Source organism: Ignavibacteriota bacterium (genome assembly GCA_016218045.1).
Taxonomy (GTDB): domain Bacteria; phylum Bacteroidota; class Ignavibacteria; order SZUA-365; family SZUA-365; genus JACRFB01.
In genome coordinates, this window is record JACRFB010000059.1 from 121,390 (window position 1) to 147,284 (window position 25,895).

Annotated in this window: 18 protein-coding genes and 1 tRNA gene; 7 read left to right on the plus strand and 12 right to left on the minus strand. The window is 58.2% G+C overall.

Annotation, left to right across the window (positions count from 1 at the left end; genetic code table 11):
• Positions 1-17 precede the first annotated feature (17 nt).
• Positions 18-1,745 (minus strand): proline--tRNA ligase, encoded by a 1,728-nt coding sequence (locus tag HY962_15425; protein MBI5648322.1) that lies wholly within the window; start codon positions 1,743-1,745, stop codon positions 18-20.
• Between the two features lie 349 nt (positions 1,746-2,094).
• Between HY962_15425 and HY962_15430 the strand changes: the two genes are divergently transcribed.
• From HY962_15430 to HY962_15440, 3 genes are all read left to right on the plus strand, one after another.
• The gene (locus HY962_15430; GenBank protein ID MBI5648323.1) at positions 2,095-3,672 is read left to right on the plus strand and encodes a T9SS type A sorting domain-containing protein; all 1,578 of its coding nucleotides are present in this window, start codon (positions 2,095-2,097) and stop codon (positions 3,670-3,672) included.
• Positions 3,673-3,858: 186 nt separating this feature from the next.
• The gene (locus HY962_15435) at positions 3,859-5,877 is read left to right on the plus strand and encodes a VWA domain-containing protein (protein MBI5648324.1); all 2,019 of its coding nucleotides are present in this window, start codon (positions 3,859-3,861) and stop codon (positions 5,875-5,877) included.
• A 219-nt stretch (positions 5,878-6,096) separates the two neighbouring features.
• Complete coding sequence (locus HY962_15440; GenBank protein MBI5648325.1) at positions 6,097-8,253, plus strand: RNA-binding transcriptional accessory protein; 2,157 nt, start codon at positions 6,097-6,099, stop codon at positions 8,251-8,253.
• A 221-nt stretch (positions 8,254-8,474) separates the two neighbouring features.
• On the opposite strand, the gene HY962_15445 is transcribed toward HY962_15440, so the two are convergent.
• From HY962_15445 to HY962_15465, 5 genes are all read right to left on the minus strand, one after another.
• A tRNA-Arg gene (locus tag HY962_15445) sits at positions 8,475-8,548 on the minus strand.
• A 99-nt stretch (positions 8,549-8,647) separates the two neighbouring features.
• Positions 8,648-9,034, minus strand: a complete 387-nt coding sequence (locus HY962_15450; GenBank protein ID MBI5648326.1) for a hypothetical protein — start codon at positions 9,032-9,034, stop codon at positions 8,648-8,650.
• 21 nt (positions 9,035-9,055) lie between these two features.
• The gene (locus tag HY962_15455) at positions 9,056-9,643 is read right to left on the minus strand and encodes a DUF1211 domain-containing protein (GenBank protein ID MBI5648327.1); all 588 of its coding nucleotides are present in this window, start codon (positions 9,641-9,643) and stop codon (positions 9,056-9,058) included.
• 246 nt (positions 9,644-9,889) lie between these two features.
• Positions 9,890-10,459 carry a GNAT family N-acetyltransferase gene (locus HY962_15460; GenBank protein MBI5648328.1) on the minus strand — a complete coding sequence of 190 codons (570 nt, stop codon included), beginning with the start codon at positions 10,457-10,459 and terminating at the stop codon, positions 9,890-9,892.
• A gap of 150 nt (positions 10,460-10,609) precedes the next feature.
• Positions 10,610-10,909: a hypothetical protein gene (locus tag HY962_15465; GenBank protein ID MBI5648329.1), complete on the minus strand. Its 300-nt coding sequence runs from the start codon at positions 10,907-10,909 to the stop codon at positions 10,610-10,612.
• Between the two features lie 300 nt (positions 10,910-11,209).
• On the opposite strand from HY962_15465, the gene HY962_15470 reads away from it, so the two are divergent.
• Entirely contained in the window at positions 11,210-11,632 is a 423-nt protein-coding gene (locus HY962_15470) for a hypothetical protein (GenBank protein ID MBI5648330.1), read from the plus strand.
• An 84-nt stretch (positions 11,633-11,716) separates the two neighbouring features.
• Here HY962_15470 and HY962_15475 read toward each other — a convergent pair whose 3' ends face one another.
• A complete protein-coding gene (locus tag HY962_15475; protein MBI5648331.1) occupies positions 11,717-12,493 on the minus strand; it encodes a T9SS type A sorting domain-containing protein in 777 nt (258 codons plus the stop codon).
• Positions 12,494-12,701: 208 nt separating this feature from the next.
• On the opposite strand from HY962_15475, the gene rmuC reads away from it, so the two are divergent.
• Positions 12,702-14,234, plus strand: a complete 1,533-nt coding sequence (rmuC, locus tag HY962_15480) for a DNA recombination protein RmuC (GenBank protein ID MBI5648332.1) — start codon at positions 12,702-12,704, stop codon at positions 14,232-14,234.
• A gap of 347 nt (positions 14,235-14,581) precedes the next feature.
• Here rmuC and HY962_15485 read toward each other — a convergent pair whose 3' ends face one another.
• A complete protein-coding gene (locus HY962_15485) occupies positions 14,582-14,941 on the minus strand; it encodes a DsrE family protein (GenBank protein MBI5648333.1) in 360 nt (119 codons plus the stop codon).
• 29 nt (positions 14,942-14,970) lie between these two features.
• The gene (locus HY962_15490) at positions 14,971-15,288 is read right to left on the minus strand and encodes a hypothetical protein (GenBank protein ID MBI5648334.1); all 318 of its coding nucleotides are present in this window, start codon (positions 15,286-15,288) and stop codon (positions 14,971-14,973) included.
• Positions 15,289-16,291: 1,003 nt separating this feature from the next.
• Between HY962_15490 and HY962_15495 the strand changes: the two genes are divergently transcribed.
• Entirely contained in the window at positions 16,292-19,954 is a 3,663-nt protein-coding gene (locus HY962_15495; protein ID MBI5648335.1) for a PAS domain S-box protein, read from the plus strand.
• A 54-nt stretch (positions 19,955-20,008) separates the two neighbouring features.
• Here the strand turns inward: HY962_15495 and HY962_15500 are convergent, their stop codons facing one another.
• Positions 20,009-20,383, minus strand: coding sequence for a response regulator (locus HY962_15500; GenBank protein MBI5648336.1), 375 nt, complete (start codon positions 20,381-20,383; stop codon positions 20,009-20,011).
• A gap of 240 nt (positions 20,384-20,623) precedes the next feature.
• Here HY962_15500 and HY962_15505 point away from each other — a divergent pair, with 240 nt between their 5' ends.
• Complete coding sequence (locus HY962_15505; protein MBI5648337.1) at positions 20,624-20,812, plus strand: hypothetical protein; 189 nt, start codon at positions 20,624-20,626, stop codon at positions 20,810-20,812.
• Between the two features lie 15 nt (positions 20,813-20,827).
• Here the strand turns inward: HY962_15505 and HY962_15510 are convergent, their stop codons facing one another.
• Together HY962_15510 and HY962_15515 are read right to left on the minus strand one after the other, a co-directional pair.
• Complete coding sequence (locus tag HY962_15510; protein MBI5648338.1) at positions 20,828-22,906, minus strand: response regulator; 2,079 nt, start codon at positions 22,904-22,906, stop codon at positions 20,828-20,830.
• A complete protein-coding gene (locus HY962_15515; GenBank protein MBI5648339.1) occupies positions 22,899-25,883 on the minus strand; it encodes a response regulator in 2,985 nt (994 codons plus the stop codon). The genes HY962_15510 and HY962_15515 overlap by 8 nt, the downstream gene beginning before the upstream one ends.
• Between the last annotated feature and the right edge of the window lie 12 nt (positions 25,884-25,895).

Consider the following 25,895-nt stretch of genomic DNA (forward strand, 5'->3'; position numbering starts at 1 on the left):
CGTTTGGTGTATGTGCGTTAAGAAATATCGGCTGTGTCGTTCTTGAGTTTATCCAGCAATTCGCCGCAGACGCGGACGGCGTCGCTTACCTGCGCGATGACACGCTCGCCCGTGCGGCGGACCTTGATTTCGACGTTGCCATCCTTCAGGTGTTTCTCGCCGGCGATGACGTTTAAAGGCAGGCCGAGCAGATCGGCGTCCTTGAATTTGAATCCGGGACTCACACCCGCGCGGTCGTCGAACAACACGTCGAGACCGGCGGCCCCGAATTCCTGGTAGAGCTTCTCGGCGTGTTCACGCACGGTGTCGCTCTCGATCTTCAACGCGGTGAGCTGCAGGTCGAATGGCGCGACGGAAGGGTGCCAGACAATGCCGTCCGCATCGTGACGCTGCTCGATGTGGCAGGCGACCACACGCTCGACACCGATGCCGTACGAACCCATGATGATGGGATGCTCCTCGCCCTTCTCGTCGAGGAAGGTGGCGCGCATGGCCTGCGAGTATTTTGTCCCGAGCTTGAAGATGTGACCGACCTCGATGGCCTTCTTCACACTCAACGGTTTGCCGCCGCGCGGATCCGGTTCACCTTCCACGACGGTGCGCAGATCGTGATACGCGCTGATGTTCGCGTCCCGGTCGAGATCGATGTTTCGGTAGTGGAAGCCATTTTCATTCGCGCCGCTCACCATGCCATTCGCGTGGGCGATGCGGGTGTCGGCGATCTGTGTGATGGCCGACGCGAGATTGATCGGGCCGATCGAGCCCGAGTCCGCGCCCGTGAGTCCGGCAAGCTCCTCGTCGCGCGCGGGGCGCACATGGGCGGCGCCAAGCGCGCCCTGCAGTTTCGCCTCGTTGAGCTGGTCGTTGCCGCACATGAAGATGAGGTACGGTTTCTCGTCGGCGAAATACACGAGCGACTTCGCGCAGCGTGTTTCCTCGATGTCGTACTGTTCGACCAGATCGTCGATACTTTTCGCCGTCGGCGTCGCGAACTTCTCGGCGGGTCCCGGATCCGCCACACGGCCTATCGCGGGAATACCGGACGTGGCTACCTCGATGTTCGCCGCGTAGCCGCTTTCGAGATTAAACGCGCAGAGATCCTCGCCGGCATCGGATTCGACCATGAACTCCTCGGAACCGCTGCCGCCCATGGCGCCGCTCGAGGCGCCGACCACGAAGAAGGTCAGTCCGCAACGCGCATAGATGCGGCAGTAGGCGTCATGATGTTTCCGATAGGACTCGTCGAGCCCCTCCTGCGTCGCATCGAGCGAGTAGGCGTCTTTCATCGTGAACTGCCGGCCGCGGATCACGCCCGACTTCGGACGCGGCTCGTTGCGGAACTTGGTCTGGATCTGATACCAGATCTGCGGCATGTCCTTGTACGACTTTACGAAGGCGCGCGCGATGCTCGTCATGATTTCCTCATGCGTGGGCGCGAGCACGTAGTCGCGGTTCTTCAGATGGAACATCGTGTCGCCGAAGGCCTCGACGCGCCCCGTCTCTTCCCAGATCTCCACAGGATTCAACGCGGGGAGGTGGAATTCCTGACCGCCGATGGCGTCCATTTCCTCGCGGATGATGTTCATCACTTTTTTCCACACCCTGTAGCCGAACGGCAGCAGCGAATAGATGCCCGCGGACAGCGGACGGATCATGCCGGCCCGCAGCATCAATTGATGACTGGGCATTTGCGCGTCGGCGGGAATTTCCTTGAGAGTCGGGACAAAATACTTCGTAAGACGCATGAATGGATCGCTTGTTGATGAGTGCGGTATTGTATAACGAACAGAAAGTCTTACAAGATACTACGCACCCGAGTGGGAAGGAAACGCGGGTGTTTTCGGACGGGCGCCCGATATGACGGGGATACGCGGGGAAACGGCTCACAGCGTCGTGCTTGCACTGTCGTGCATGTGTCGCCGCACAAAATCACGTATTCACACGTATTGCGTGATCGGGTACAGTGGCGTAGGTTACCTCGTCATTCCGCTGCACCGGACTGCTCACCCCAGGGAGTGGGCCCACCGAGCAGAGACGCAGACGTGAATGGACCATTGGATTCACTGCGCCACACAATCATTCGGAGATTTCGCCATGAAATCCGTCGCCTTATGGGCTCTCCTGCCGGTCGTGCTATACGTACTGCTTCCTGCTCTGCCCGTGTACGCGCAGGATGAAGTTCATCCCTGCTGGACAATGGAGTACCTCGACATTCTGAAGAAACAGGATCCATCCCTCGATGGAAAAATGCGCTGGCAGGAGGAAGTGCTTCAAAGCACGCTCCGCGATCAGCGAAGTGCAGCACAAAACTCGCTGCGAAAAACTACGGCGGTGATCACCATTCCCGTGGTGGTGCACATCGTGTATAACACTCCCGCGCAGAACATACCGGACCAGCGTGTCTACGATCAGATCGCCATAACGAACCGCGACTTTGCGGGCCTGAATCCGCATTCGATGTACATGTTCCCGCACTCTCTGAAAGCCGACATGGAAATCCAATACTGTCTGGCACAGAAGGCGCCGGATGGATCTCCCACAACCGGTATCGAACGAGTGTACACCACAAAAACCATGTTTACGGGGGATTCCATCAAGTATACACGTCTTCTTGGTACAGATGCATGGGATCCGACGATCTACATGAACATTTGGGTCTGCAACACCTCGGGGGTGTGCTGGGGCAGATTCCCCGGTACAGGGGTGACCGATGCGTATGGCGTTGTAATGCACCATGGTTATTTCGGGTACATCGATTCCACATTAAACATGGGCAGTGGTGGTGTGACCACGCATGAACTGGGTCATTGCCTGGATCTCCGGCACACATGGGGCGACGATGGCACCGCGTGCACAGGCAGCGACATGGCAGCGGATACACCGAACGAAGCGGGGTACACATCCGGATACCACACGGGCCTGCTCACAGACGTGTGCTCACCAGTGAGTCCGGGAATCATGTACATGAACTTTATGGACTACACCAGTGATCGAGTACTCGCCAACTTCACGCCCGACCAAAAGGCGCGTGCCCAAGCATGTTTTGCATCCCCGAGTGGTCCACTTCTTCCCCTGCTCGCATCCACAGCATGCTCGGCTCCATCGTCCTGTGAAGTGCCAACATCGCTCAAGGCCGGTTCGCTCACGCGCACAAAGGCGACAGTGTCTTGGACTGCAATGGTGAATTCGATTGGTTATAATGTGCGTTACAGGAAAGTCGGCACTACCACCTGGAGTTCGACGTCCTCACCCACAAACAGCAAACAATTGACAGGATTGATCAAGAACACGTTCTACGAATTCCAGGTGCAAAACATATGTTCATCCACTTCCGCGTATTCCCCGTCGAAGACGTTCCAGACACCCAAGACCGGTCCGGCGAAGGAAAACAGCATAAACGAGACGGAGCCGCCCGAAGTCTTCACACTGTTCCCGAATCCGACAGCGGATTATACGAACCTGTTTTACACGCTGACGGAAACCGGTCTCGTCTCGATTCACGTCTTTAATTCGGCGGGAGCCGACGTGGATTATATCGCACCCACGCATCTGCAGGACGCGGGCACCTACACCTTCCAGTACAACGTGTCGCATCTCCCCGCAGGGATGTATTTCATCCGGATCACCGCGGGACCCAATTCTTCTACGCGACTGCTCACCATTCGCCGCTGAGTCCAGTAGTCGTTCTTGCGGTCGCGGGTTCTCGACGAGAGGACCCGCGACCTTGGGTAATGGGACAAACGGCGGCACCCGTACCACTCGGGGAGAATAAACCGGATTCATGACCGAGACCCGCGCGAAGAAGATGGTAAAACACGGGCGCCTGTGTCAGGTTTCGACTCGATGCAGTATCTTTCCATGAACAAACATCCATCGAGTCCGAATATGGGTTGTATTCGCGTGTGGATTCCCGTGCTGTGTCTGTGCGGAGTGCTTACTCCGCTGCACGCGCAGTGGCAGTTAATGGTGCGGCAGGTGCGTTTGTCGGATCTGCCCGTGGTGCACATGAACGTGCTGATGCTCGAGGAGGGCCGGCCGTACGTGCTTGCCGGAAGCTCGACGTGGGAGGTGCAGGTGGACAATGTGCCCGTGCCGGTTGAGGTCACATGTCCCGACACAACGTGGCGCAACTCGGTGGCCATGGTGCTCGACAATTCCGGCTCCATGATCGGCGGACCATTCGACATGCTGCAGTCCGCGGCATCGACGCTGGTGACCGCCTTCGGGATGTATGACGAGGGCGCCATTTTTGCGTACAAGAGCGGGCCTCTGCGTGTGTGTGATTTTACCACGGACAAGGACACCCTCCGCGCATCGATATCCCGCATGCGCGCGTGGGGGAACACGTACATGACCGTCACCGTACTGCAAGCGCTGAGGGAGTTGGTGCAACGCGGCGGGAAACGTTCGCTCGTGGTGTTCAGCGACGGCGTCGATGTGATGCTCGACGACAGCGTGTCGGTCATTCGCGCGATCGCCCTGGGCGGCGAGGTGCGGCTCTTCACCATCGGGTACGGATTCAACTCCAACGGCGACCGCGCGCTGCAGACATTGGCCAACAGTACGGGCGGCCGGCATTGGCACGTGGAGAACGCCTCCCAGTTCAACAACGCGTTCCGTGCCATCGCAGCCGAACTCATCCCGCCCGGATGCCGGCTCAGCTTCCCGCTTCCGCAATGCGCCGTCAGCATACATCCCGTGTTTGTGCAGGCCTGGCTCGACAGCGCCGTGGTGTCGTGGGACTCGACCCTCATCATCCCCTCGCGGCCCGACACCGTGTACCTCTCGCTCGATGCTCCCACTGCGGTGCGCGCGGGCGACGTGGCGGAGGTGGCCGTGACGCTGTCGCCCGCCATGCCCGCGACACTCCCCCTCTCGTTTCGATTCGTACTCCGCTACGACGAACACCTGCTCGACCTCGCCGACGACCGCGTGCGCACCTCCGGCACGCTGCTCGACGGATCAACGGTCTCAATGCGGGCGGCGGGGCCTGGACGTGTTGTCTGCGAAGCCCTGCGCCTGCACCCGCGCGGCGGTGCGGGCGTGTTGTTTACCGTACCCTTCCGCGGCCTCTTCGCCGACAGCAGCCGTGCCGTGCCACTTTCCTTCGAAGAGGCAACTCTTTCATCGGCGTGTGAAAATGTTGTCATGACGCGCGCCGATACGATGGACGTGTGTCAGTGCATCGACGCGCTGCCCCTGCGGCTGCGCGCGGATGTGTATGCGCGCGCCGACACGCCGCTGCACGTGGATATGCTTCTGCCCGCTCCCCTGCTGCGGGAGGGCGGACGTTTCCGCGCGCAGTTGCAGTACGATCGCTCGATGGTGCAGTTCATCGATGTCGCGGCGGCACACGACTCGGTCACGATACGTACGTCCGCCGGCGCGGATCGAATACACATTGACATCATGTTCCCGCGGTCGTCCGGCGACGATTCACTGCTGTGCCGGGCGCGTTTCCGTGTGCGGCAATCGGCACAATCGGCACACACGGCTATGGCACTCCCGGTGGCGAAGGCCTGGGCCGACTGCTGTTACGGCCTCGAGAATCCGCTGCGCGGTGATGTGTCCGTTGACGGGTACTGCAGCGCCCTGCTCGGCCGCCGCGACGGGATTTCGATGGGAACACCGCTCCCGCATCCCGTACACGGCCGCGCGATGCTGCCGGTGTCCGTCAACAGGCCGAGCTCGCGCGCCGTTCGGATCATTCTTTCTGATGCGCACGCCGGCATCGTTTCGATCGTGTACGACGCACCACTGGCGCCCGGAACACATTTCATCCCCATCGACGTTTCGACATTTCCCGCCGGCATGTACGTCTGCATACTCGATGACGGCGAAAAACCCATAGCGCGGAGCATCACCGTGCTGCAATAAACGCCGGTACAGGCGTCGGATAATTCATGGAGCATCGGTGACGGCTGCCTTTTGCTTGTATCGAGTCGGGGGAGACACCACTCAACGAAACCGCAGCAGACGGCCTGTACGATTGGTGGCGCAACCGCGACGTTGGTGCCTGCGCGTTTGTATGGTCGCTCCGTTTTGCGGTTTTGTTCCGATCCGCTAGCTTGTTCCGTCACGAACAATCACATTCATATGCTCGATATCGTACACACTCTCATATCCGAACTTGGTCTGCACGAATGGCAGATCCGCAACGCCCTCACGCTGTTCGCCGAAGGAGCCACCGTTCCATTCGTGGCACGGTACCGCAAGGAACGCACAGGCGAGATGGACGAAGTACAACTGCGCTCCCTTCTCGAGCGGCACACGTATCTGACCGAACTCGAGGACCGCAAGCGTGTCGTTCTCGAATCCATCGAGCAGCAGGGAGCCCTCACCGACGAGCTGCGTGAACGCATCGAGGCCTGCCTGACCAAGACCGAACTCGAAGATCTCTACCTCCCCTACAAACCGCGCAAACGCACACGCGCCACCATTGCGCGCGAACGCGGACTCGCGCCGCTGGCCGAGCAGATCGCCGCATGGAACACACCCGACACAACAAGCACCGACCTGCTTGCCGCGGCGGCAGCGTTTGTGAACGAGGAGGCGGGCGTGCCCACCGCCGCCGACGCACTCGCGGGCGCGTCCGACATACTCGCCGAGGACGTGTCGGAACGCGCGGAATTACGTTCGTGGGTACGCGCATTTTTTGTTGAGACCGGCGTATTCCGTTCAACCGTGAAGAGCGAATTCCCCGCGGGCACAACCAAGTTCGAGATGTATCGCGACTTCTCCGCGCCTGTACAGAGCATCGCGCCGCACAGCATGCTCGCGATGCGCCGTGGCGAACACGAGGGTGTGCTGCTGCTCGAACTGCAGTTCAACGAGGAGGCCGTGCTTGCGCGCATCGAGGGTCGCACGTCCTTCAGCAACGCCGGGGAACTGCGCGAGTTCTGGCGCGGCATGTGCACCGACGCCTTCCGGCGTCTGATGAAAAACACACTCATCGCCGACGTGCGCCTCGAGAAAAAAACCGAGGCCGATGTCGCGTCGATACGCGCCTTCGGCGAGAATCTCCGCGAGCTGCTGCTCGCGCCGCCCGCAGGCATGAAACCCACGCTCGGCATCGATCCGGGCTTCCGCACGGGCTGCAAATGTGCGGTGGTGGACCACACGGGCAAACTCGTCGAATACCGCACCATCCATCCGCACACGGGTGAAGGCAGGTGCACGGAGGCCGCGGAGCAATTGCGCGACCTGCTGCACAGACACGGAAGTCAACTGGTGGCCATCGGCAACGGCACCGCGGGACGCGAGACGCAGGCCTTTGTGGTCGAAGCGTTGAGCGGCAGCGACCTCCGCCCCGTCGTGGTGCTGGTCAACGAATCGGGCGCTTCCATTTACAGCGCGAGCGAGGTGGCGATCGAGGAATTTCCCGATCTCGACCTCACCGTGCGCGGCGCGGTGTCCATCGCGCGCCGCCTGCAGGATCCTTTGGCGGAACTCGTGAAGATCGATCCGAAGTCCATCGGTGTCGGCCAGTATCAGCACGATGTGGACCAGCGCGCGCTGCAGACCGAACTCGATGCCACGGTGGAAAGTTGTGTGAACTACGTGGGAGTGGATCTGAATCTCGCCTCGAAAAAACTGCTCTCGTATGTGTCGGGCCTGTCGCCTTCCATCGCGAAGAACATCGTCGAGCGCCGCGATACACGCGGGCCGTATCGCAGCCGCGCGGAATTGCTCGAGGTTCCGCGATTCGGACCCAAGGCTTTCGAGCAGAGCGCGGGCTTCCTGCGCATTCGCGGCGGCGATCATCCGCTCGACAACACGGCCGTACATCCCGAGAGTTACCACATCGTGGAAGACATGGCGCGCGACCTCGGCATACCCGTCGAACACATCGGCGAATTGGCTTCGCGCGCGCGCAGCATCGATGCAAAACGGTACGTGCGCGGCGAGGCGGGTGAACCGACCATCCGCGACATACTCCGCGAACTCGAGAAGCCCGGCCGCGATCCGCGCGCCGAATTCCGCAGCGCCTCGTTCAAGGAGAATGTGAACGCGATCACCGATCTCGTGCCCGACATGGTGCTCGAGGGTGTGGTGACCAACGTCGCCAACTTCGGCGCCTTTGTCGACATCGGCGTGCATCAGGACGGCCTCGTGCACATCTCGCAACTCGCGGACCGCTTCGTGAAAGATCCCCGCGCCGTTGTCAAGGTCGGCCAGGTCGTGACCGTGCGCGTCCTCGATGTGAATCTTGCGCTGAAGCGGATTGCGCTGTCGATGAAGTCGAGGAGCTAGGAGTTAGGAGTTGGGAGGAGGGAGTTGGGAGTGGGGAGTAGGGACGAGGAACATGCGTCTCCTCGATACCCCGTCTCACGTCTGCGTCTCACGTCTGCGTCTCACGTCTGCCGTCTCACGTCTGCGTCTCACGTCTGCCGTCTCACGTCTGCCGTCTCACGTCTGCCGTCTCACGTCTGCGTCTCACGTCTGCCGTCTCACGTCTGCGTCTCACGCATTCGTACCCCCGGGGTGACTCGAACACCCGACCTGCGGTTTAGGAAACCGTCGCTCTATCCACCTGAGCTACGGGGGCGGATCACAATTGGGTAAAATACACTTCTTGCGTCAGTTTGGAAAACGACGCGGTGTGGTTGTGCAGTCTGTGTTCAGCGCCGACCGCTGTATGCAGGGATCAGTCGCGCGATGGTGAACCGCCCGGGAAGACAAGCCGCTCGAACGCTATGGCACTGCTTGCGCCGAGGACGTACATAAGCAGGTCGAGGGGATCGAACGTGCTACCGAAGAGCGGAACGCCGAGGTACTGAAGGAACTCGACAGCCGCACCGAAGAGGAAAACCGCCGTGGCGCGTACAACCGGGCGGAAAAGACGCGGCACTCGTTCCAAACCGACTCCAAGAAGAAGAACGAGCGAGAACGGAAGGAGCAGGTCGATCAGATAGCCGTTGACAAACGCGGGAAATGGGCCGCCGTAGTTCGGTCCGGTGACAAGATGCAGGGCGCCGACAGACAGGCAGATGGCGACGACCACGGGTTTGCGGGAAAGATTCAGTGAAGGCATCGATTGTTATGCGCTCTGTGTTCATGGAACTCTGGTCGCTGACATTTGTTTCTCGATCCGTCGATCCGGCACAAGCCACATAACGGCCACGATAATGTAGATCGCATCCGCCATCAACGGCTGCACAAGAGCAATCCCGATGGCCACCGCGTATAAGATCACCGACGCTTTACCTTTCCAGTCTCTCCCAACGGCCTTTTTTAATGTCGAATGTATTCCCTGCGCACGAATGATCACGTTCTGCAAGATAAAATACGCGACTCCCGCCATGAAAAGTACTACGCCATAGAGCGCAGTGGGTAACTCATGCAGAAGGTTTTCACCCTGCCAACCCGTCGCAACAGGTATCAGCGAAAGCCAGAACAGAAGATGCAGATTTGCCCAGAGGATCCCACCGGTCACCCGCTCCATTGTGTGAAGCAAGTGATGATGATTGTTCCAATATATCCCGAGATAGACGAAACTCATCACATAGGACAACAGGTGAGGGATCAGGGGTTTCAGGCTCTCCGCGTCGGCGCCATAAGGCATCCTAAGCTCGAGCACCATAATCGTGATAATGATAGCGAGAACGCCATCACTGAATGCTTCAAGTCGTGTCGTCTTCATATTCGCATCCACATCTCAGACGTTCTTATCGATTTCATCAAAGGTGTTTGCACGGAACTCCAGGTTGCATGCTCCGCCCGGTTCTTTGCAGGTCATTGCCTTGATAGCCGTTTCTCTATTGTGTTTATCGTTCTTGATTCTCATGCAACGCCACCGTGAGACCGAACGTTCCGCTTCAGCGGTGGATTCTTATTGGCGGAAAGGGTGTTCGGCAGCGGGCATGACACGGCGGCGCCGACGACAGCATCAGAGGGTTATGCTCCGATCTCCATTCTTTTTTACCTCTTCATATTCCCGATCGAGCATCGCGAATATGACATCATCAACCCAGGACCCTTTGAACCACAAACTCTCCTTCAAATGAGCTTCCTTGCGCATCCCGACTCGCTGCATCAAGGCCATTGACGGGGAATTCCTTGGGTCCACCGATCCAAATACTCTATGCATCTGTAATTGATCAAATAGGAAACCGAGCAGCGCCGTGACCGCTTCGGCTGCCAATCCACGACCATGATATTTCGGTGCGAGTGTTATGCCCAGCTCGGCTTGTTTGGAATCATCATGCAATACATGAATCCCCAGATCTCCAATAAGCTCATCGTTCTCGATGAGAAATATCCCCAGTTGATACCACGTTCCTGGTTGCCCGATTTCTTCCGATTCGAGATTACGAATGAACGACTCTACTTCCCCCACGTCGGATGGTTCCCAGTATTGATATCTGGCAACACCTGGATCGGACCTATATATATACATGGCCGATGCGTTGCCGGCATCGAGCCTGTCAATTCTGAGTCGATCCGTCAGCAAGGGAATGTTCATAGACACTCTTATATATTCAGTTCATACACCTGCCGAACGGTTATACGACGCGGCGTCACCGGAGCGGCACGGTGTGATGGTGGAAGAGACGAATGCCGGTAGCATCCGCATGAGCGGAAGCGTTGGCCGCGGCGATTGGGGTCGTCATACCTTGGTGGGAATTCTGGAACGTACTGGAAGGATCTCGATGCTGCGCCACACGTCTCCCACAACATACGGCTCGTGTGATAACCACACCTCCTCCATTTCGTCGCGTGAAGCGAATTCGCACACGATCACGGAGCCCACCATCTGTTGTTTGTCATCCAGAATTGCGCAGCCATACTTAAAAACACCCGCATTCGTGAATCGATCGAAACACTCCAGATGCTGTTCTCGAACTGCCAGGCGTCGATCCAATGCGCCCGCATCCGTTCCATCACGTCCAATAATCATGAATTCCATTGGTGCTCCGATATGTTGCTACAAATGTATGGGCGAGCTTCGAGGTTACCAATCCTGTTGCGACTCGGGTGGATCGATTCCATTACATCCACACCGCAAGAGCAAATTATGGACACCACTCATGCATGCTCCCTGACGGCTGCCCCCGTCGTCTCCCTTTGTTGTTCCTTGATGCCATTCGGTGTTCCACGACATCTGTGTCGTGTGCACCGGCGCTGCACATCCCCTGCAACGTCGAATGGAAGCTAACAAAGCTCGTGGTGTTATGCACTCTCATCACCATTGCGTAGGTTTGAGCGCATGATACCACCCTTTCACGACGTGAACATTCCCTTCCGCATCGAGATCTACGAGGGTCTCGGCGAAGTGCACGGCCGCCTGCGCATCGGCGAGGGCGTGCTGCGCATCGAATACCTGATGAAGGATGCGGTGATCGGATTGCTTCGCACCGAGGCGCGGGAATTGAATGTCGCGCTCGAAAGTATCGACGAAATAGATTTCCATGACGGCTGGTTCCGCAAACGGCTCACGATACGCGCCGGGAGCATCAGCAGCTTCGCCGATATCCCCGGAGCCGAGAACGGTGTTCTTGTGCTCAAGATCGCACGCAAGGATACACAGCGCGCGCTGCAGGCGGTCTCGTCTCTGCGCCTGCTGCTCGCGGAGGCCAAGCTCAAGGCGCTGGATGGTTGGGACCAGCGCCCATTGCCAGACCAGACCTGACGCACCGAGTCACGCTCGGGTTTCCCTCGCGTCCCGCGGATACTCGCCCTTGGATTCAGGCGACGAGAGACGCGGGGTCGTGATTCACAGTCGAATCACGAGGAACTGTCCCGCCGCTCGCCCGGGACTCAGTGCCACGAAATATGTACCGCGCGCGAGTCCGTGTGTATCGAACCGTGTCGTCGTTGCGCCCGCGGCCGCGTGCTGCACAGTTCTGCCGAGCATGTCGAGCAGGGTGATCTCGTGTACATCCCGTCCCGGGTACGTGAGCACAAGCTGGTGTTCCGCGGCGTTGATGTACACCGACACTCCCGCGGCGGCGGAAGTCTCGATGCCGGTGCTGCCGCTGCCTGTGGTGATGGGCGCGTTGAGCATTTCCTCGTACGCGTAATCCTTGATGGTGAAACTCGACGCGTCGGCGGGCATGCTGACACGCGCCCACCCGTAATGCCATTCCCCTCTCCGCTTGAAGCGGAAGCCGAAATACTTGTCCCCTCCCCCATACCACGGGGCGTCGAGGATTCCGTATTGATCCTGCCCCCAATACGATGAGGACGACGAGATCACGATGCCGTTTCCGAACACACGCGCGTGACCGCTGGCATGTGTCAGCACCTGCGGCTCCACGGTGCTGTGCGGATTGCGATGCAATTCCACCGCGAGGTTGTTCGGATCAGGATTGAAGTGGCGTAGTTCCATCTCGTACGTGCCGTCGTTGTCGAGATCGATGTTGTAGGATTTGATGACCTGCGCCTGGGTGGCCGACACGGTGCTGTCGGGCACCACGTCGGTGTACACGATCTGGGACGCGGACCTGTCCGTCGCGACGACAAACAGGATAAGCGTGAGGAGCTTTTTCATGAGTCTCTCCGAATCCATCCATGAATGATGACAGCCGCCGCGCCGGGTCGGTATACACGCGGCTGTCTCGGTTCGTGAGGAAGTGTATATACGATGAAGACACGCCGCTCCGCACAAGGTTACAGGGGCGCAGTGACGCGCAGCGTCCCTCCTTTGTCCTTCGACCCGAAATACGCTAGCTTTCAACAGAACATTTGCAAGGGCAGACATGGACATCCTCTTCCTTCTCGGCGGTATTATTCTCGGCGCGGTCATCGGCTGGACCATCGCAACGCAGCGCGCGCGGCAGGGACTCGTCCCACGCGCGGAACTCGACGCGGCGGCACAAAACCTGAATCAGACCGTCACCGAACTCCGCGTGGAACAGGAACGCGGCCGCGCACTTGCCACGCAGCGGGAAGAGGCGCTGACGTCGCTCCGCGAAAAGGAGAACGCGGTGTTGGCGCTGTCGAGCGCGGCGTCGTCGCGGGAGGCCGAACTCAAGGCAGCGCGGCAGCAGGCCGAGGAAACACGCGCCGCACTCGCCGCGCTCGGCGAGTCGTTCGAAAAACTGCGTGGCGACATCGAAGAACGAAACGCGCAGCTCGCGGAATTGCGCGCACAGAAACAGGCGGCTGACGAGAAACTCACGACGCAGAAATCGGAGATCGAGGCGATACGCCGCCAGTCGGAGGCGGAGTTTAAAAATCTCGCGACGCAGATCCTCGATGAAAAGGCGGAGAAGTTCACGGCGCTGAACAAAAGCAATATCGAGACCATTCTGAAACCGCTCGGCGACAACCTGCTCGAGTTCAAGAAGAAGGTCGAGGATGTGTACGACAAGGAGGCCCAGCAGCGCTTCTCGCTGGGTCAGGAAGTGGAAAAACTGGTGAAGCTCAACCAGCAGATCAGTCTCGACGCAACCAATCTCACCAAGGCCCTCGAGGGGAATTCGAAAACGCAGGGCGACTGGGGCGAAATGATTCTCGAACGAATCCTCGAGCAGTCGGGCCTGGTGAAGGGACGCGAGTATGTTGTGCAGGAATTCCTCCGCGACGATGCCGGATCGGTGCTGAAAAACGAGGAAGGATCGAAGATGCAGCCCGACGTGCTGGTCTCGTACCCCGGCGACCGTAAGGTGATCATCGATTCGAAGGTGTCGCTTCTTGCATACAAACGGTACGCGGCCGCCGACTCGCGCGAGGAACAGTCCGCCGCGCTTAAACAGCATGTCGATTCCATCAAACGGCACATCGAGGGTTTGAGCAGGAAAAACTATCCGGACTTCACACAGAGTCTCGACTTTGTGATGATGTTTGTGCCCATCGAACCGGCCTTCCTCGCGGCGCTGCAGCACGATCCCGAGCTGTGGAATTACGCGTATTCGCGGCGTGTGCTGCTGATGAGTCCGACCAACCTCATCGCAGCGCTAAAGCTCGTGGCCGATCTCTGGCAGCGTGAATATCAGAACCGTAACGCCATCGAGATCGCGGAGCGGGGTGGCGCTCTCTACGACAAGTTCGCGGGTTTTGTGGACACCCTCGCCTCAGTCGGCGAATCGATCGACAAGGCGCAGGTCCGGTACACCTCGGCGATGAACATGCTGAAGGACGGCAAAGGCAATCTGCTCACACGTGTCGAGGGACTAAAAAAACTCGGCATCAAGGCGAAGAAGGCACTGCCGTCGTCGCTACTTATATCAGCGGAAGACGAGGAGAACGCGGATGCGGACAACACCGACGAAGAGAGCGGGGCCGCGTGACAGCGGGAGAGCGTGACAGCGAACCTGTGTCTCGCTGAGCGGAGTCGAAGCGCGACGGAACAGCGGGACAGCGGGAGAGCGGGACAGCGAACCTGTGTCTCGCTGAGCGGAGTCGAAGCGCGACGGGACAGCGGGACAGCGGGAGAGCGGGACAGCGGGAGAGCGGGACAGCGAACCTGTGTCTCGCTGAGCGGAGTCGAAGCGCGACGGAACAGCGGGACAGCGGGACAGCGGGACAGCGGGAGAGCGGGACAGTGGGAGAGCGGGACAGCGGCCGAAGGCCGCAAGAAAAAACCTCCTTTTCTCCGTTCCTCCTGTGAAAACAGGCCTTCAGCGCGACACACCGCCTAGAACGTCAGCACCTTGTCACACTCCACCGTCCACTGCGCGAATTCCTTCATGTTGGAAAGTTGCACTCCCTCGATGAAAGGCAGGCCGCTGATGCCACGCGCCTCGGAGCAGCCACCGCAACTCTTCACTTCCCCACCCTTCTGCAGCACCGACTGCAGCATACGCTCGATGTTGTAATACCCCGTCGGTGTATTCTGCTTCGGCAGTGCACAGAAGACCGCGTCGGCAAGCAGGAATATCTTCACGGCAACGTTGTTGCTGTGTTCCTTCTGCAAGGTCATGGCCATACGAAGAGCATTGTATGCTTTTTCAGTTCCGTACGGCGCGTCGTTGATGATGATGAGTATTGTCTGCATTGTGCCGTGTGTAATCGTGATGTGATCAATCAATTGCCTGAGGCAAAAAGCCGGAACAGGAGCAGTACTATACTGCCTGAAACGAAGTTGAGAAGCACATTGACACCACCCCTCTTCATGAAGCCATACTCCTTGAAGCTGAGGAAATGTATGGAGTGCATCAGCATGGCGAGCAGGAGAAGATCCCGAATATCACCGGTAAATCCGGTAAAATCCGGAGAGGACCACGGGCTTGATTCCACGACAATCCACGCAAGTATGGATCCTGCCAGTACCCCGAAGAGATCGATTATTCGGCCAAGCCACTCATACGTTGCCAGCTCTGCATTCATCGCACTCTTTTCCATGGGTACTCCATTGTATTACCCATAAAATATCAGGGCCCAATCGAAGCACCAAACCACCGGCACTGAATGACGATGTGTGCTTTGGTGTATCGTGACACCGGCAGCGGTGTATCGGGACGCGATTGCGGTGTATCGGGACACCGGCATCGGTGTAAGGGGCCGCGATTGTGGTGTATCGGGACAATGGCAAAGGTGTACCGGGACAATGGCAACGGTGCAACGGGCCGCGATTGCGGTGTATCGGGACACCGGCAACGGTGTATCGGGCCGCGATTGCGGTGTATCGGGACAACGGCATCGGTGTAAGGGGCCGCGATTGTGGTGTATCGGGACAATGGCAAAGGTGTACCGGGACAACGGCAACGGTGTATCGGGCCTCGATTGCGGTGTACCGGGACAATGGCAAAGGTGTATCGGGACAACGGTAACGGTGTATGGGGCCGTGCTCGCGATGTACCGGGACAACGGCAACGGTGTATGGGGCCGCGATTGCGGTGTACCGGGACAATGGCAAAGGTGTATCGGGACAACGGCAACGGTGTATGGGGCCGTGCTCGCGACGCACCGGGACAATGGCAAAGGTGTATCGGGACAACGGCAACGGTGTATGGGGCCGTGCTCGCGATGTACCGGGACAACGGCAACGGTGCAACGGGACAACGGCAACGGTGTATCGGGCCGCGATTGCGGTGTACCGGGACAATGGCAAAGGTGTATCGGGACAACGGCAACGCTGTACCGGTCAAGCGGGATACGTTTAACGCGCCGCGATAAAAAGGCAGCGAGTACACGTCGACGGAGTGACGGGTCCCAGCGTACGTATGCCAGTGTCCAGGCGTGGAATTATCGGACGTACCCATCGTAATATTTTCCGTGAACCGAGGCGCGGGGAATATCCGTGTAACGGATCTGTATATCCTGAAAATGGAATTATTTTTTCTTGACATTCTCCTTTCCATGTGCAAGATTCCGGTGTCTCATCCCTCGAAAGGAGTGTCAGGTGATGAACTCGATGGCACAAACGGCAGCATCAGGGAACGGCCGGCGGGCGGGAAACACGTGGCCGTCCATCTCCGGCGACTTCCAGCCGATTTCCAACACGAGTGTGAGTATTGCCGGAGTGATCGGACTCGTGATAGGTGTGGGCTGGTTGCTCGGAGAGTGGCGATACGGCACCTTCGGGCACGGGTACGTGCCGATGGCCCCGGCGACGGCGTGGCTCTTCGTCCTGCTCAGTATGTTGATGTTCCTGCGCACCCGGCTGCTGCAATCGCGACGTGCGGCACTGGTATCGATGGTGCTGCCTCTGATGGTGCTCGCGACAGTGCTCACCAACACCGACTGGCGCGGGTCCATTGAAATTGAACGGCACTTCACGCTACGCGCGGGCGATCTCCCGGGTGTCCGTACAGGGTGGATGTCGCCACTCACCGGCGCCGCCTTCCTTCTGTGCTCGCTCGGTGTGGTCCTGAGCATGCCCTGGATAACACGGCACCGGTCGGCACGTCTGACGGCCCTGGTGATGGGTTGCACGGTATTGAGTCTTGGCCTTGTGGTGCTCCTGAGTTACATCATGAACGCGCCATTGCTCTACGACGGGCACACAGTGCCGATGGCTGTGGGTACGGCAGTGTGCTTCGTGCTGCTTGCATTCGGGATCGTGACGGGCGCAGGCTTGGAGAAGTGGTACTGGAATTATAAGGGCCAGCGCTGGTTGTTGACCGTGTGCGTATTGTGTTGCCTGGCCATCCTGGGACGCGGGGCGTGGAGCTTCCGAACACAGAATGTACTCTATGAAAGGGAGGCGGTGAATCAACTCACCGCCATCTCGACGATCAAGGTGCATCAGATCGAACAGTGGCGAAAAGAACGGCTCGGTGACGCCGCAGTGTTGAACTCGAGTCTCCTCTTTAAGGAAGCCGCCAGGGAGTGGATGCGCAGCGGCGATGTGTCGTTGCAGGAAAAACTCCTGCAACGTATCAGCGCCATGACCGTGTATTACGGATACAACGATGTCATCCTGACCGATACTCTTGGAAATATTCTGTTGAGTACCGGAGGATCATCCGGGGAGGTCGATGGCGAGATGCGTCACATGTGTGAACGCGCGCTGCGAGCGGGCAGGCCGCTGCTCAGCGACGTGTACCCAGGTCGCGATTCCTCGGAGACACATATCGCGGTGGTAGCTCCACTCATCGATCCGTCCTCAACGCGTTCATCGGCATTCGGTCTGGTAATACTCCAGTCGCGGACGCTGACCTCGCTGGACACGCTGGTCCGTTTCTGGCCCGTCCTAAGCCCGACGGCGGAGGCGATGTTGGTGCAAGGGTATGCCCAGGAAGTGCACTTCCTGAACGATGTGGGGCATGGTACAGCATCGATGACGCGGCTGCGCTTCCCGTTGAGCCGCACCGAACTTCCGTCCGTTCGTGCAGTACTCGGCGCGCGGGGCATACTCACGGGCCGCGACCACCGCGGAGTCCGCGTCCTCGCGTACGTGATGGCGGTGCCCGACTCACCATGGCTGCTTGTGAGCAAGATCGGTGTCGACGAGGTATTCGCGCCACTGTGGCGCGAGGGTGCCGGTATCGGCATTACCGTGGTACTGCTCATGGCGGTGGTCTGTCTGGGTTTTGTGCTTGTGCAAAAGAGCCGGAACACGGCGCGCGACCACTATGAACGCGAGGAAAAACTCTCCGTCACGCTTCGCGCCATCGGCGACGGTGTGCTTGTGACGGATGCCGACGGTCGCATCACACGCATCAACCGCGTGACGGAAATACTCACGGGTTGGAGCGAGCAGGAAGCGCTTGGCAGACCCGTGGAGGAGGTCTTCCGCATCGTGAACGCGGAGACACGCGTCCCCGTTGTTGTTCCCGTTGCGCGCGTGCTGGTAACTGGTGAGCAGCACGGACTCTCGAATAACACGCTGCTGATAGCGCGCGACGGTAGCGAATGCCCCATCGACGACAGCGCCGCACCAATTCACGACGCCGACGGCACCCTGATAGGCGTGATCATGGTATTTCGGGATGTGTCGGAGGAACGGCGGGCGCGGCAGGCCCTGCACTCCATCAATACGACGTTGGAACAACTGGTGCAGGCGCGCACATCCGAGTTGCGGGAAAGCGAAGAACGTTTCCGCACCCTCATCGAGGCGGCGGCGAGCGTCATCGTGGCTCTGGCCCCCGACGAAAGCATTCTGGAGTTCAACCCCGAGGCGCAGAAGGTGTTCGGACGCTCGCGCGAGGACGTTCTCGGAAAAAATTACGTGGAGACGTTTATTCCCGAAAGCGCCCGTGCGGAAGTGCGGAATGATATTCGGAAAGTGCTCACGGGTGTTCCGACACGCGGACATGAGAACCCGATCACACGGGCTGATGGAACACAGCGGATCATCTCGTGGAATGCCAGTCCCCTTCCGGATGTGCAGGGACGGTCCAGCGGCATCATTGCGGTCGGTCACGACATCACCGAGCGTGTACGTGCGGAGGCCGAACTGCTCGCCGCGAAAGAGCGTGCGGAAAGGTCCGACAAACTCAAGGACGCCTTCATTGCCAACATCTCGCACGAAGTGCGCACGCCTCTCAACAGTATACTCGGCTTCACGGAGATCCTCCGCGAACGTGTGCATCCATACCAAACTGCGGATCTCGCACGCATTTTCGACCGCATCCAGGCGGGATCGGATCGGTTGACACGCACCATCGATCTTATATTGAACGTCTCACGCATGCAGGCGGGCGACACACTTCTGCGCGCCGCTCCGGTGGATGTATCGATCATGGTCAGCAAGGTTCTGGACGGGCTCGCGCCGCTGGCGGCCAACAAATCCATCGGCCTCGACTTCCATAACGACAGCGAGGGTACAACCATCATTCAAGCCGACGAATACCTTCTCTCACAAGCCCTGATCAATCTTGTCGACAACGCCATCAAATTCACCAGGCAGGGTTCGGTAACCGTACACCTGCGGCGTACGGACGGCCGCCTTTTGCTCGACGTCACGGATACGGGGGTCGGCATCTCGGAGGAATACCTGCCCCATCTCTTCAAAGCGTACTCGCAGGAGGAGACGGGCATGACCAAGACGTATCAAGGCATCGGTCTGGGCATGACTCTTGTAAAACAGTATTGCGACGTTCACGGTGTGCCGATCACAGTGCGGAGCAAAAAACACGAGGGCAGCACCTTCTCGCTCGATCTGAGCGCACTGCTGACTGCGGACGGAAGTATTTCTCCTGCCCCTCTCCACGCCGCTCCCGCGCAGTCGGCGGTGACGGGGCACAGAACAACGGAAAGACCCACGATCCTTGCGGTGGAAGACGATCAACTCACGCAGGACTTTCTCGCATCCATTCTCACAGATTCATTCGACGTGTTGTTTGCATCGTCCGCCGCCGCTGCCCTGGACCAACTGCAGATGCATACCGTCGATCTCATCCTGATGGATCTGTCGCTGGAGGGTGACGTCAACGGACTGCTGCTCACACGGCGGCTGCGGGGCTCGGATCAGCATACACACATTCCGGTCATCGCCGTGACCGCGCATGCCTTCCCCGAAGATGAACGTCTGGCACTCGATGCCGGCTGCGATGCGTACATCGCCAAGCCGGTGACACGCGCGCGGCTCGTGCAGATGATTCGGAAACACCTCCCGACCTGAACAGGCGCTGAACGGTGCGAGCGCCGACGGGTATCACAGCCCGCGGTATGCCGCTCATGCCCCGATGTGCAGTTGCCGGCTGAGATCGCCGATCAGATCCGGCAGAAGAAGCAGATGCTCCTTGAGCACGTAGTCGGTGGCCCCGGCCTCGCGGGCCGCGCTGCGATAGTCCGCAACATCGTAGTCGGTGACGATGACTATCAGCGCCCGTGGATCGATCGCGCGAATGGCGCGTGTGGCGTCGAGTCCGTCCATGTGAGGCATGCGCACTTCCATCAACACCACGTCGGGATGCCAGTTTGTGTATTGCGCGATGGCGTCACGGCCGTCGACGGCCTCCCGGATCTCGCCCGCCCTCGACGAGAGAATACTGCGGATGAATCCGCGGATGACTCTATTGCTGTCTACTATGAGAATGCGTGGACGCATGGTGGTACTTTCGGTCTGTCTTTGAGGCAATGTTGCGCAGACAACTGCAAGTGTCAATGCACAGATTTCGCGCCTTTTGCGGAATCTGCACCGTGCGGCAGCACGGAAGCACTCCTCCGCCGCGCAGCGGACCCCGGAAGCGCGAAAAAAAAACAGCGTACCACGCGGATCATATCGCACATGTCCGCGAAAGCGCGTACCTTGCCGTCACTTCACCACACACATCATTGCGGAGGAATCATGAAGAATGTGGACATGACACTCGACGGCAACATCCTCATCATCAAGGTCGACGTGACCAAGGAATTCGGCCCGTCATCGTCCGGAAAAACGATCATCATCGCCTCCACCGAGGGGAACATCTCCGTGGAAGGAAAAGAGGATGTGAAGGTCGGATTAAACGTATACAAGAAACCCGCGCAGGGGTAATACTTCGTCGCGCCTTCAGCTCTCCAGCAGCGCGTTCATCTTCGCGAACAGGTCCGCCTTTCGAATCGGCTTACTCAGAAATTCATCGCAGCCGGCTTCGAGACAGATGGCGCGATCGGTGTCGTACGCGTGTGCCGTCACAGCTATTATCGGAATATGTGCGATACGACTATGCGCGCGGATATCGCGGGTGAGTTCCAGACCGGTCTTATGACCCGCGAGTGAGATGTCCATGAGCACCAATTTGACGGGTATCGTAGCGAGCATGTCCCACGCCAGTTCCGCCGTGCGGGCTGTGTGCAATATAAAATCCCCGCCGAGGAGCACTTCCATAAATTCGATGGTCTGTTCATCGTCCTCCACAAGAAGCACCACGGCTTTATCTGACGGCGCGGTCCTTTTCTCGGGCGCCGTGTAGGTTTGATGCGGGGCCGGGTGAGACACCGGTGTGACGTTCGGATCAGCACCGGTCGTAAACGTGATGGTGAAGATACTGCCCTTGCCCTTCCGACTCTCGACCGAAATCTCCGCACGATTCAGATCAAGGTATCCCTTGACCAATGCCATGCCCAGTCCCAGACCTTCGTATTCCCGTGTGTACCCCATCTCCTCCTGGGAATACCGCGTAAACAGCATGGGTAGATACTCTTCGGAGATTCCGATACCCGTATCCTGCACAGAGAGGCAGACGCGATCCAGCGCATCTCGAAATACCCGTAGGATCACTTGCCCGCTGGGCGTGAATTTAATTGCATTGTGCACGAGGTTGCTCACCGCCTGAACCAGGCTGTATTCGTCTGCAACGACGGCAATGGGGCCGGTTTCATCCGCGGTGCATAGGATCAGATTTTTTTCCTCGGCCAGGGGTTGATGATCGAGTGCGATGGTGCGCATAAGCGCAGAAACATCAATGGGCACTGGATGAGGCGTGTATTCGCCTGCCTGCAGCCGGGAGACATTGAGAATCATGTCGACGGTGCGAAGCAGGCGGTCGCCGCCACGTCGCACACTATCGAAAAACGACCTGTCGCCATCAGTCGCCAACGGAAGAAACCTCTCGGCGATCACACCCGTGTACCCGAGAATGATATTCAAGGGCGTGCGGATCTCATGCGAGATGTTCGCAATAAAGGCGTCCTTCAGTTTCTCGCTATGTTCCGCCCTGTTCTTGGCCGCGTGTAATTCCTCCGCGACACGGCGCCTCTCGGTGATGTCGGTCAGACCGCCGTATAGGATGGTTGCACCGTCAGACGCCGGATCTGTGACACACTCCACGGTGGATTCGAGCCAGACGATGTGTCCGTCCTTGTGATGAATCCGTAATTCGCACGTGGCCTTGGCACCGGCCGGTACGGACACGACATTCGCGTCGAACATCGACTGATCTTCATCCACGACAAGGAATCTCCAACAACCCTTGTCCTGGATATATTCCCGGCTGTACCCCGTGATTCGTTCCGCGGCGCCCGTGATCCAGACAATAGTGTAGCGATTTTTCGTCTCAGCGGAACAGGAATATGCAATATCGCTGGTGATGGCCGAGACGCGTCGAAAGTACTCCTCGCTCCGCTTGCGCGCCTCATTTTCCCGGTGCAGATCCTCGAGCAGGTTCAGCGTGGCGCGATGGGCTCTGCGTAATTCGGTGGTGCGTTCCTCGACCAGTTCCTGGAGAACGCGGCGTTCGTCGCGGTCGCGGCGTCCCGCCTCGTTGATCTTCAGCATCGCCGAAAGGATCGCCTCCAACTCAACTTGATCGAACGGTTTATGCAGGAAGCCATCGGCGCCACACTCGAGGGCGCGGATACGACTGGCCTTGTCATCACGCATCGCCGTGACAAAGACGACCGGTATGTCCCGTGTTGTCGAATCCGCCTTGAGTCGTTTACAAATCTCGTACCCGCTCACCCCGGGCATGACGATGTCAAGGAATATCACATTCGGCTGCGTTACCCGCGCGACATCAAGTCCAGCAATACCATCACGTGCCAGTAATATTTCCGCCGAGGGAGCGATCTCCCCCACGAGTGCCTTGATGGTGACAAGATTGTCTTCTGCGTCATCAATGGCCAGTATCAGGGCCTTGAAATCATGCATTCAGCGCCTCGTGTATTGCTGCTAACAGAAGTGTCGCATCCACCGGCTTTGCAATGTATCCATCAAATCCGTGCGAAAGAATCCACGCCTTCTCCTCCACTGTTGCACTGGCGGTCACTGCAATCACAGGAATCGATCGCAGCTCCGCATGCTCGCGCAGATGCCGCAACACCTCAATGCCGGTCATGCCCGGCAAGGCAATATCCAGTAATATGATATCCGGTCGTCGCTCGCCGGCAAGCGCGAGGCCTGTCGGACCGTCTGTTGCAGAGAGCACCCGATATGTATCCGCAAGCAATGCCTGTAAGGTCAGGAGATTGTCGGGCTGATCCTCGACAATGAGTACCAGTGCCTGAGCGGAAGCGGCATCTTCCGTGCCTGTCATCACAGGGCGCTGTGCCGCTGGATTCGGTGCTGTATGGCCGGAACGTGTGATGGCTGCCACCGCGCTCAACAACTCCTCCCGGTTGATATCACCCTTCTGAATCAACTGTATCACGTGGTTGCGTCTCAGGTACTGCAATTCATCCGGCGATATCTCCTTCGCCGTGAGGATTATCACGGGCAAGGTCCGCGTGGCTTCATTTTCACGGATGGCACCGAGGACCTGGAAGCCGTCTATCTTCGGCATCATGAGATCGAGGATCACTCCATCGGGTCGGGTCTGTCTGAGTATTGCGAGCGCCTCCTCGCCATTCCGGGCGATGAGGAGATTGTACCCGGCTCCTGCCAGAGTTTCCTGCAATTGTACTATCGCCGCCTCCGTATCGTCGACAAGGAGCAGCGTGTATCCCTCCGCCCTGTCGGAGCGCGCATCGATGGGAGCGTTCACATTCGAACCATCAGCAGACGTCGGCGCTTTCCGGATTGCAGGCCGGCCGCCGGGTATCGGCAACGTGAGTGTGAAGGTGCTGCCGACGCCGGGTTCGCTTGTGACGGTCAGCTCTCCACCCAAAAGCGAGACAAATCGCTTCGCGATGCTCAGGCCGAGACCTGACCCACCGTATCGACGGGACGCACTTGCATCGGCCTGCCTGAACTCATCAAAAATGAAAGGCACGTCACCGGCGGCAATTCCGATACCGGTATCACACACCGCAATGGCTGCAGTATCGTTTGTGTGGGACAGCGTTACAGTGATGGAGCCCTGTTCTGTGAACTTTACGGCATTCGCGAGAAGATTGTGAAGCACATGCTTCAATTTTTCCGGATCATTCCACAGGAGTATGCGGGAATCGAGTCCTTCATAATTCATAGTTATGTTTTTTTCTCTCGCATCCTCGGAATGAAGCTCCACGACCTCGCGGATAACGGAGCAAAGATCCACTTCGTCGTATTCCATGTGTTCATAACCGGATTCGACACGTGCGATATCGAGAATATTGTTGATGAGTGCAAGCAGCCGTTTGCCGTTCCGCATAATTACATGCAGGTACGAGTATTCTTCGTCGGGGATTCGACCTTCCAATTTCCGGGTCAATACTCCCGACAAACCAATAACGGAGTTGAGCGGGGTCCGCAATTCATGACTCATGGTCGAAATAAATGTCGTCTTGAGTCGATTCGCTTCATCGAGCCGCTGCTTTTGTTCCTCGAGCACAATATTCTGATGAGACAATTCATCGGCCTGCACGCGTAATTCCGCACTCTGTACCTCAAGTTCGCGGTTGAGTCCATGCAGTTTCTCAAGCAGCCCCATCCGTCGCATTTCACCCAGAGCACTGTCAACACGTGCCGCGACGAGGTCTGCGACACTCTCCGTGAGGGAGATGGCATAGGTGTCATACGTATTTGTTGTCGCAAGCGACACCACCGCGATCACGGTGTCGGAGATAACCACAGGGAGCGTGAGGATTTCCCTGGCGCGGATCGACCCACCCACCGTCTCGAGATACAATCTCGTGTCATCCAGATCACGAATGGTGATGTGCTGAAGAGACCGCGTTTGGAGCGCACGACCGAATTCACCCTCAAATGTGGAGGCGTCGAAACTGGCTCGTGCCTGCTCGTGAAGCCCGATGGAAGCATGGTGGGTGAATGTGCGACCGTCATTCGAACGCAGATACAGCGCACCCATCTGCGAACGTGTCTCGCTCATCAGTACGCCGAGAAGCTGTTGAAAAAACACGGCCGGTTCCTGTGCATTCGGCACCACACGGGCAACCGCCGCTTCGCCGCTTCGAATGTTGATCGACGACTCCAATTCGCGCGCAAGCGCGTTGAATTCCGTGGCGAGCACGCCGAATTCGTTGGAATATGGATAATTGCATCGTGCGCCAAGTTCCCCTTCTCTGAATGAATGCGTGGTGCTCAACAGGAGTCCCAACGGCCGTTTGATGGTAAATATCAATCCCGCCCCAATTACAACAGAAAGAAATACCACGAACGTGAGCAACGTCGCCATTTGTTTCTGAAGATCGGCATTGATCACCTCTGACTGTTGGTACAATTCCCTGGCCCTGCCACGAGCGAAGCGGTCAATAACATCCAACGCCCTCATGACATGTCCCCAGCTTTTTTCCGCCTCCTTGGACATTACTTCACTGTGGCCGAGTACGTTATTATCCCCCGTCTTGTGCCAGTTCATTATCGCTGATTGAACCACCTCGTATTCGAGCATCCTCACAGAGAGTGTGTCCACATCGGAGGCCGGACCGAGATACTGCGACCGGAATATTCGTACCTGCTCCCTGCAGTGCGCCTGGAGGACATGGAGTTGCGCTTCCGCGTCGAGCAATTCCTGCTGTGACATCACCGAGCGGAGATTTCTGTGCATCAGCTCTATGGTGAGGAGATCCGCCCGCAGAACGCCGATGGCGGTACGTACTGTCAGCGGATGGTTGTAGAGTAAACGTGTCTGCTCGTGAATCCTATCGGCCTGCCATATCGCAACCCCGCCGATCGTTACATCAAATAGGATGAATGCGGTGAGACTCAGCACAAGCCAGTTGCGAATGGAAAAATTACGTAGGTGCATGATCGGTCCAGT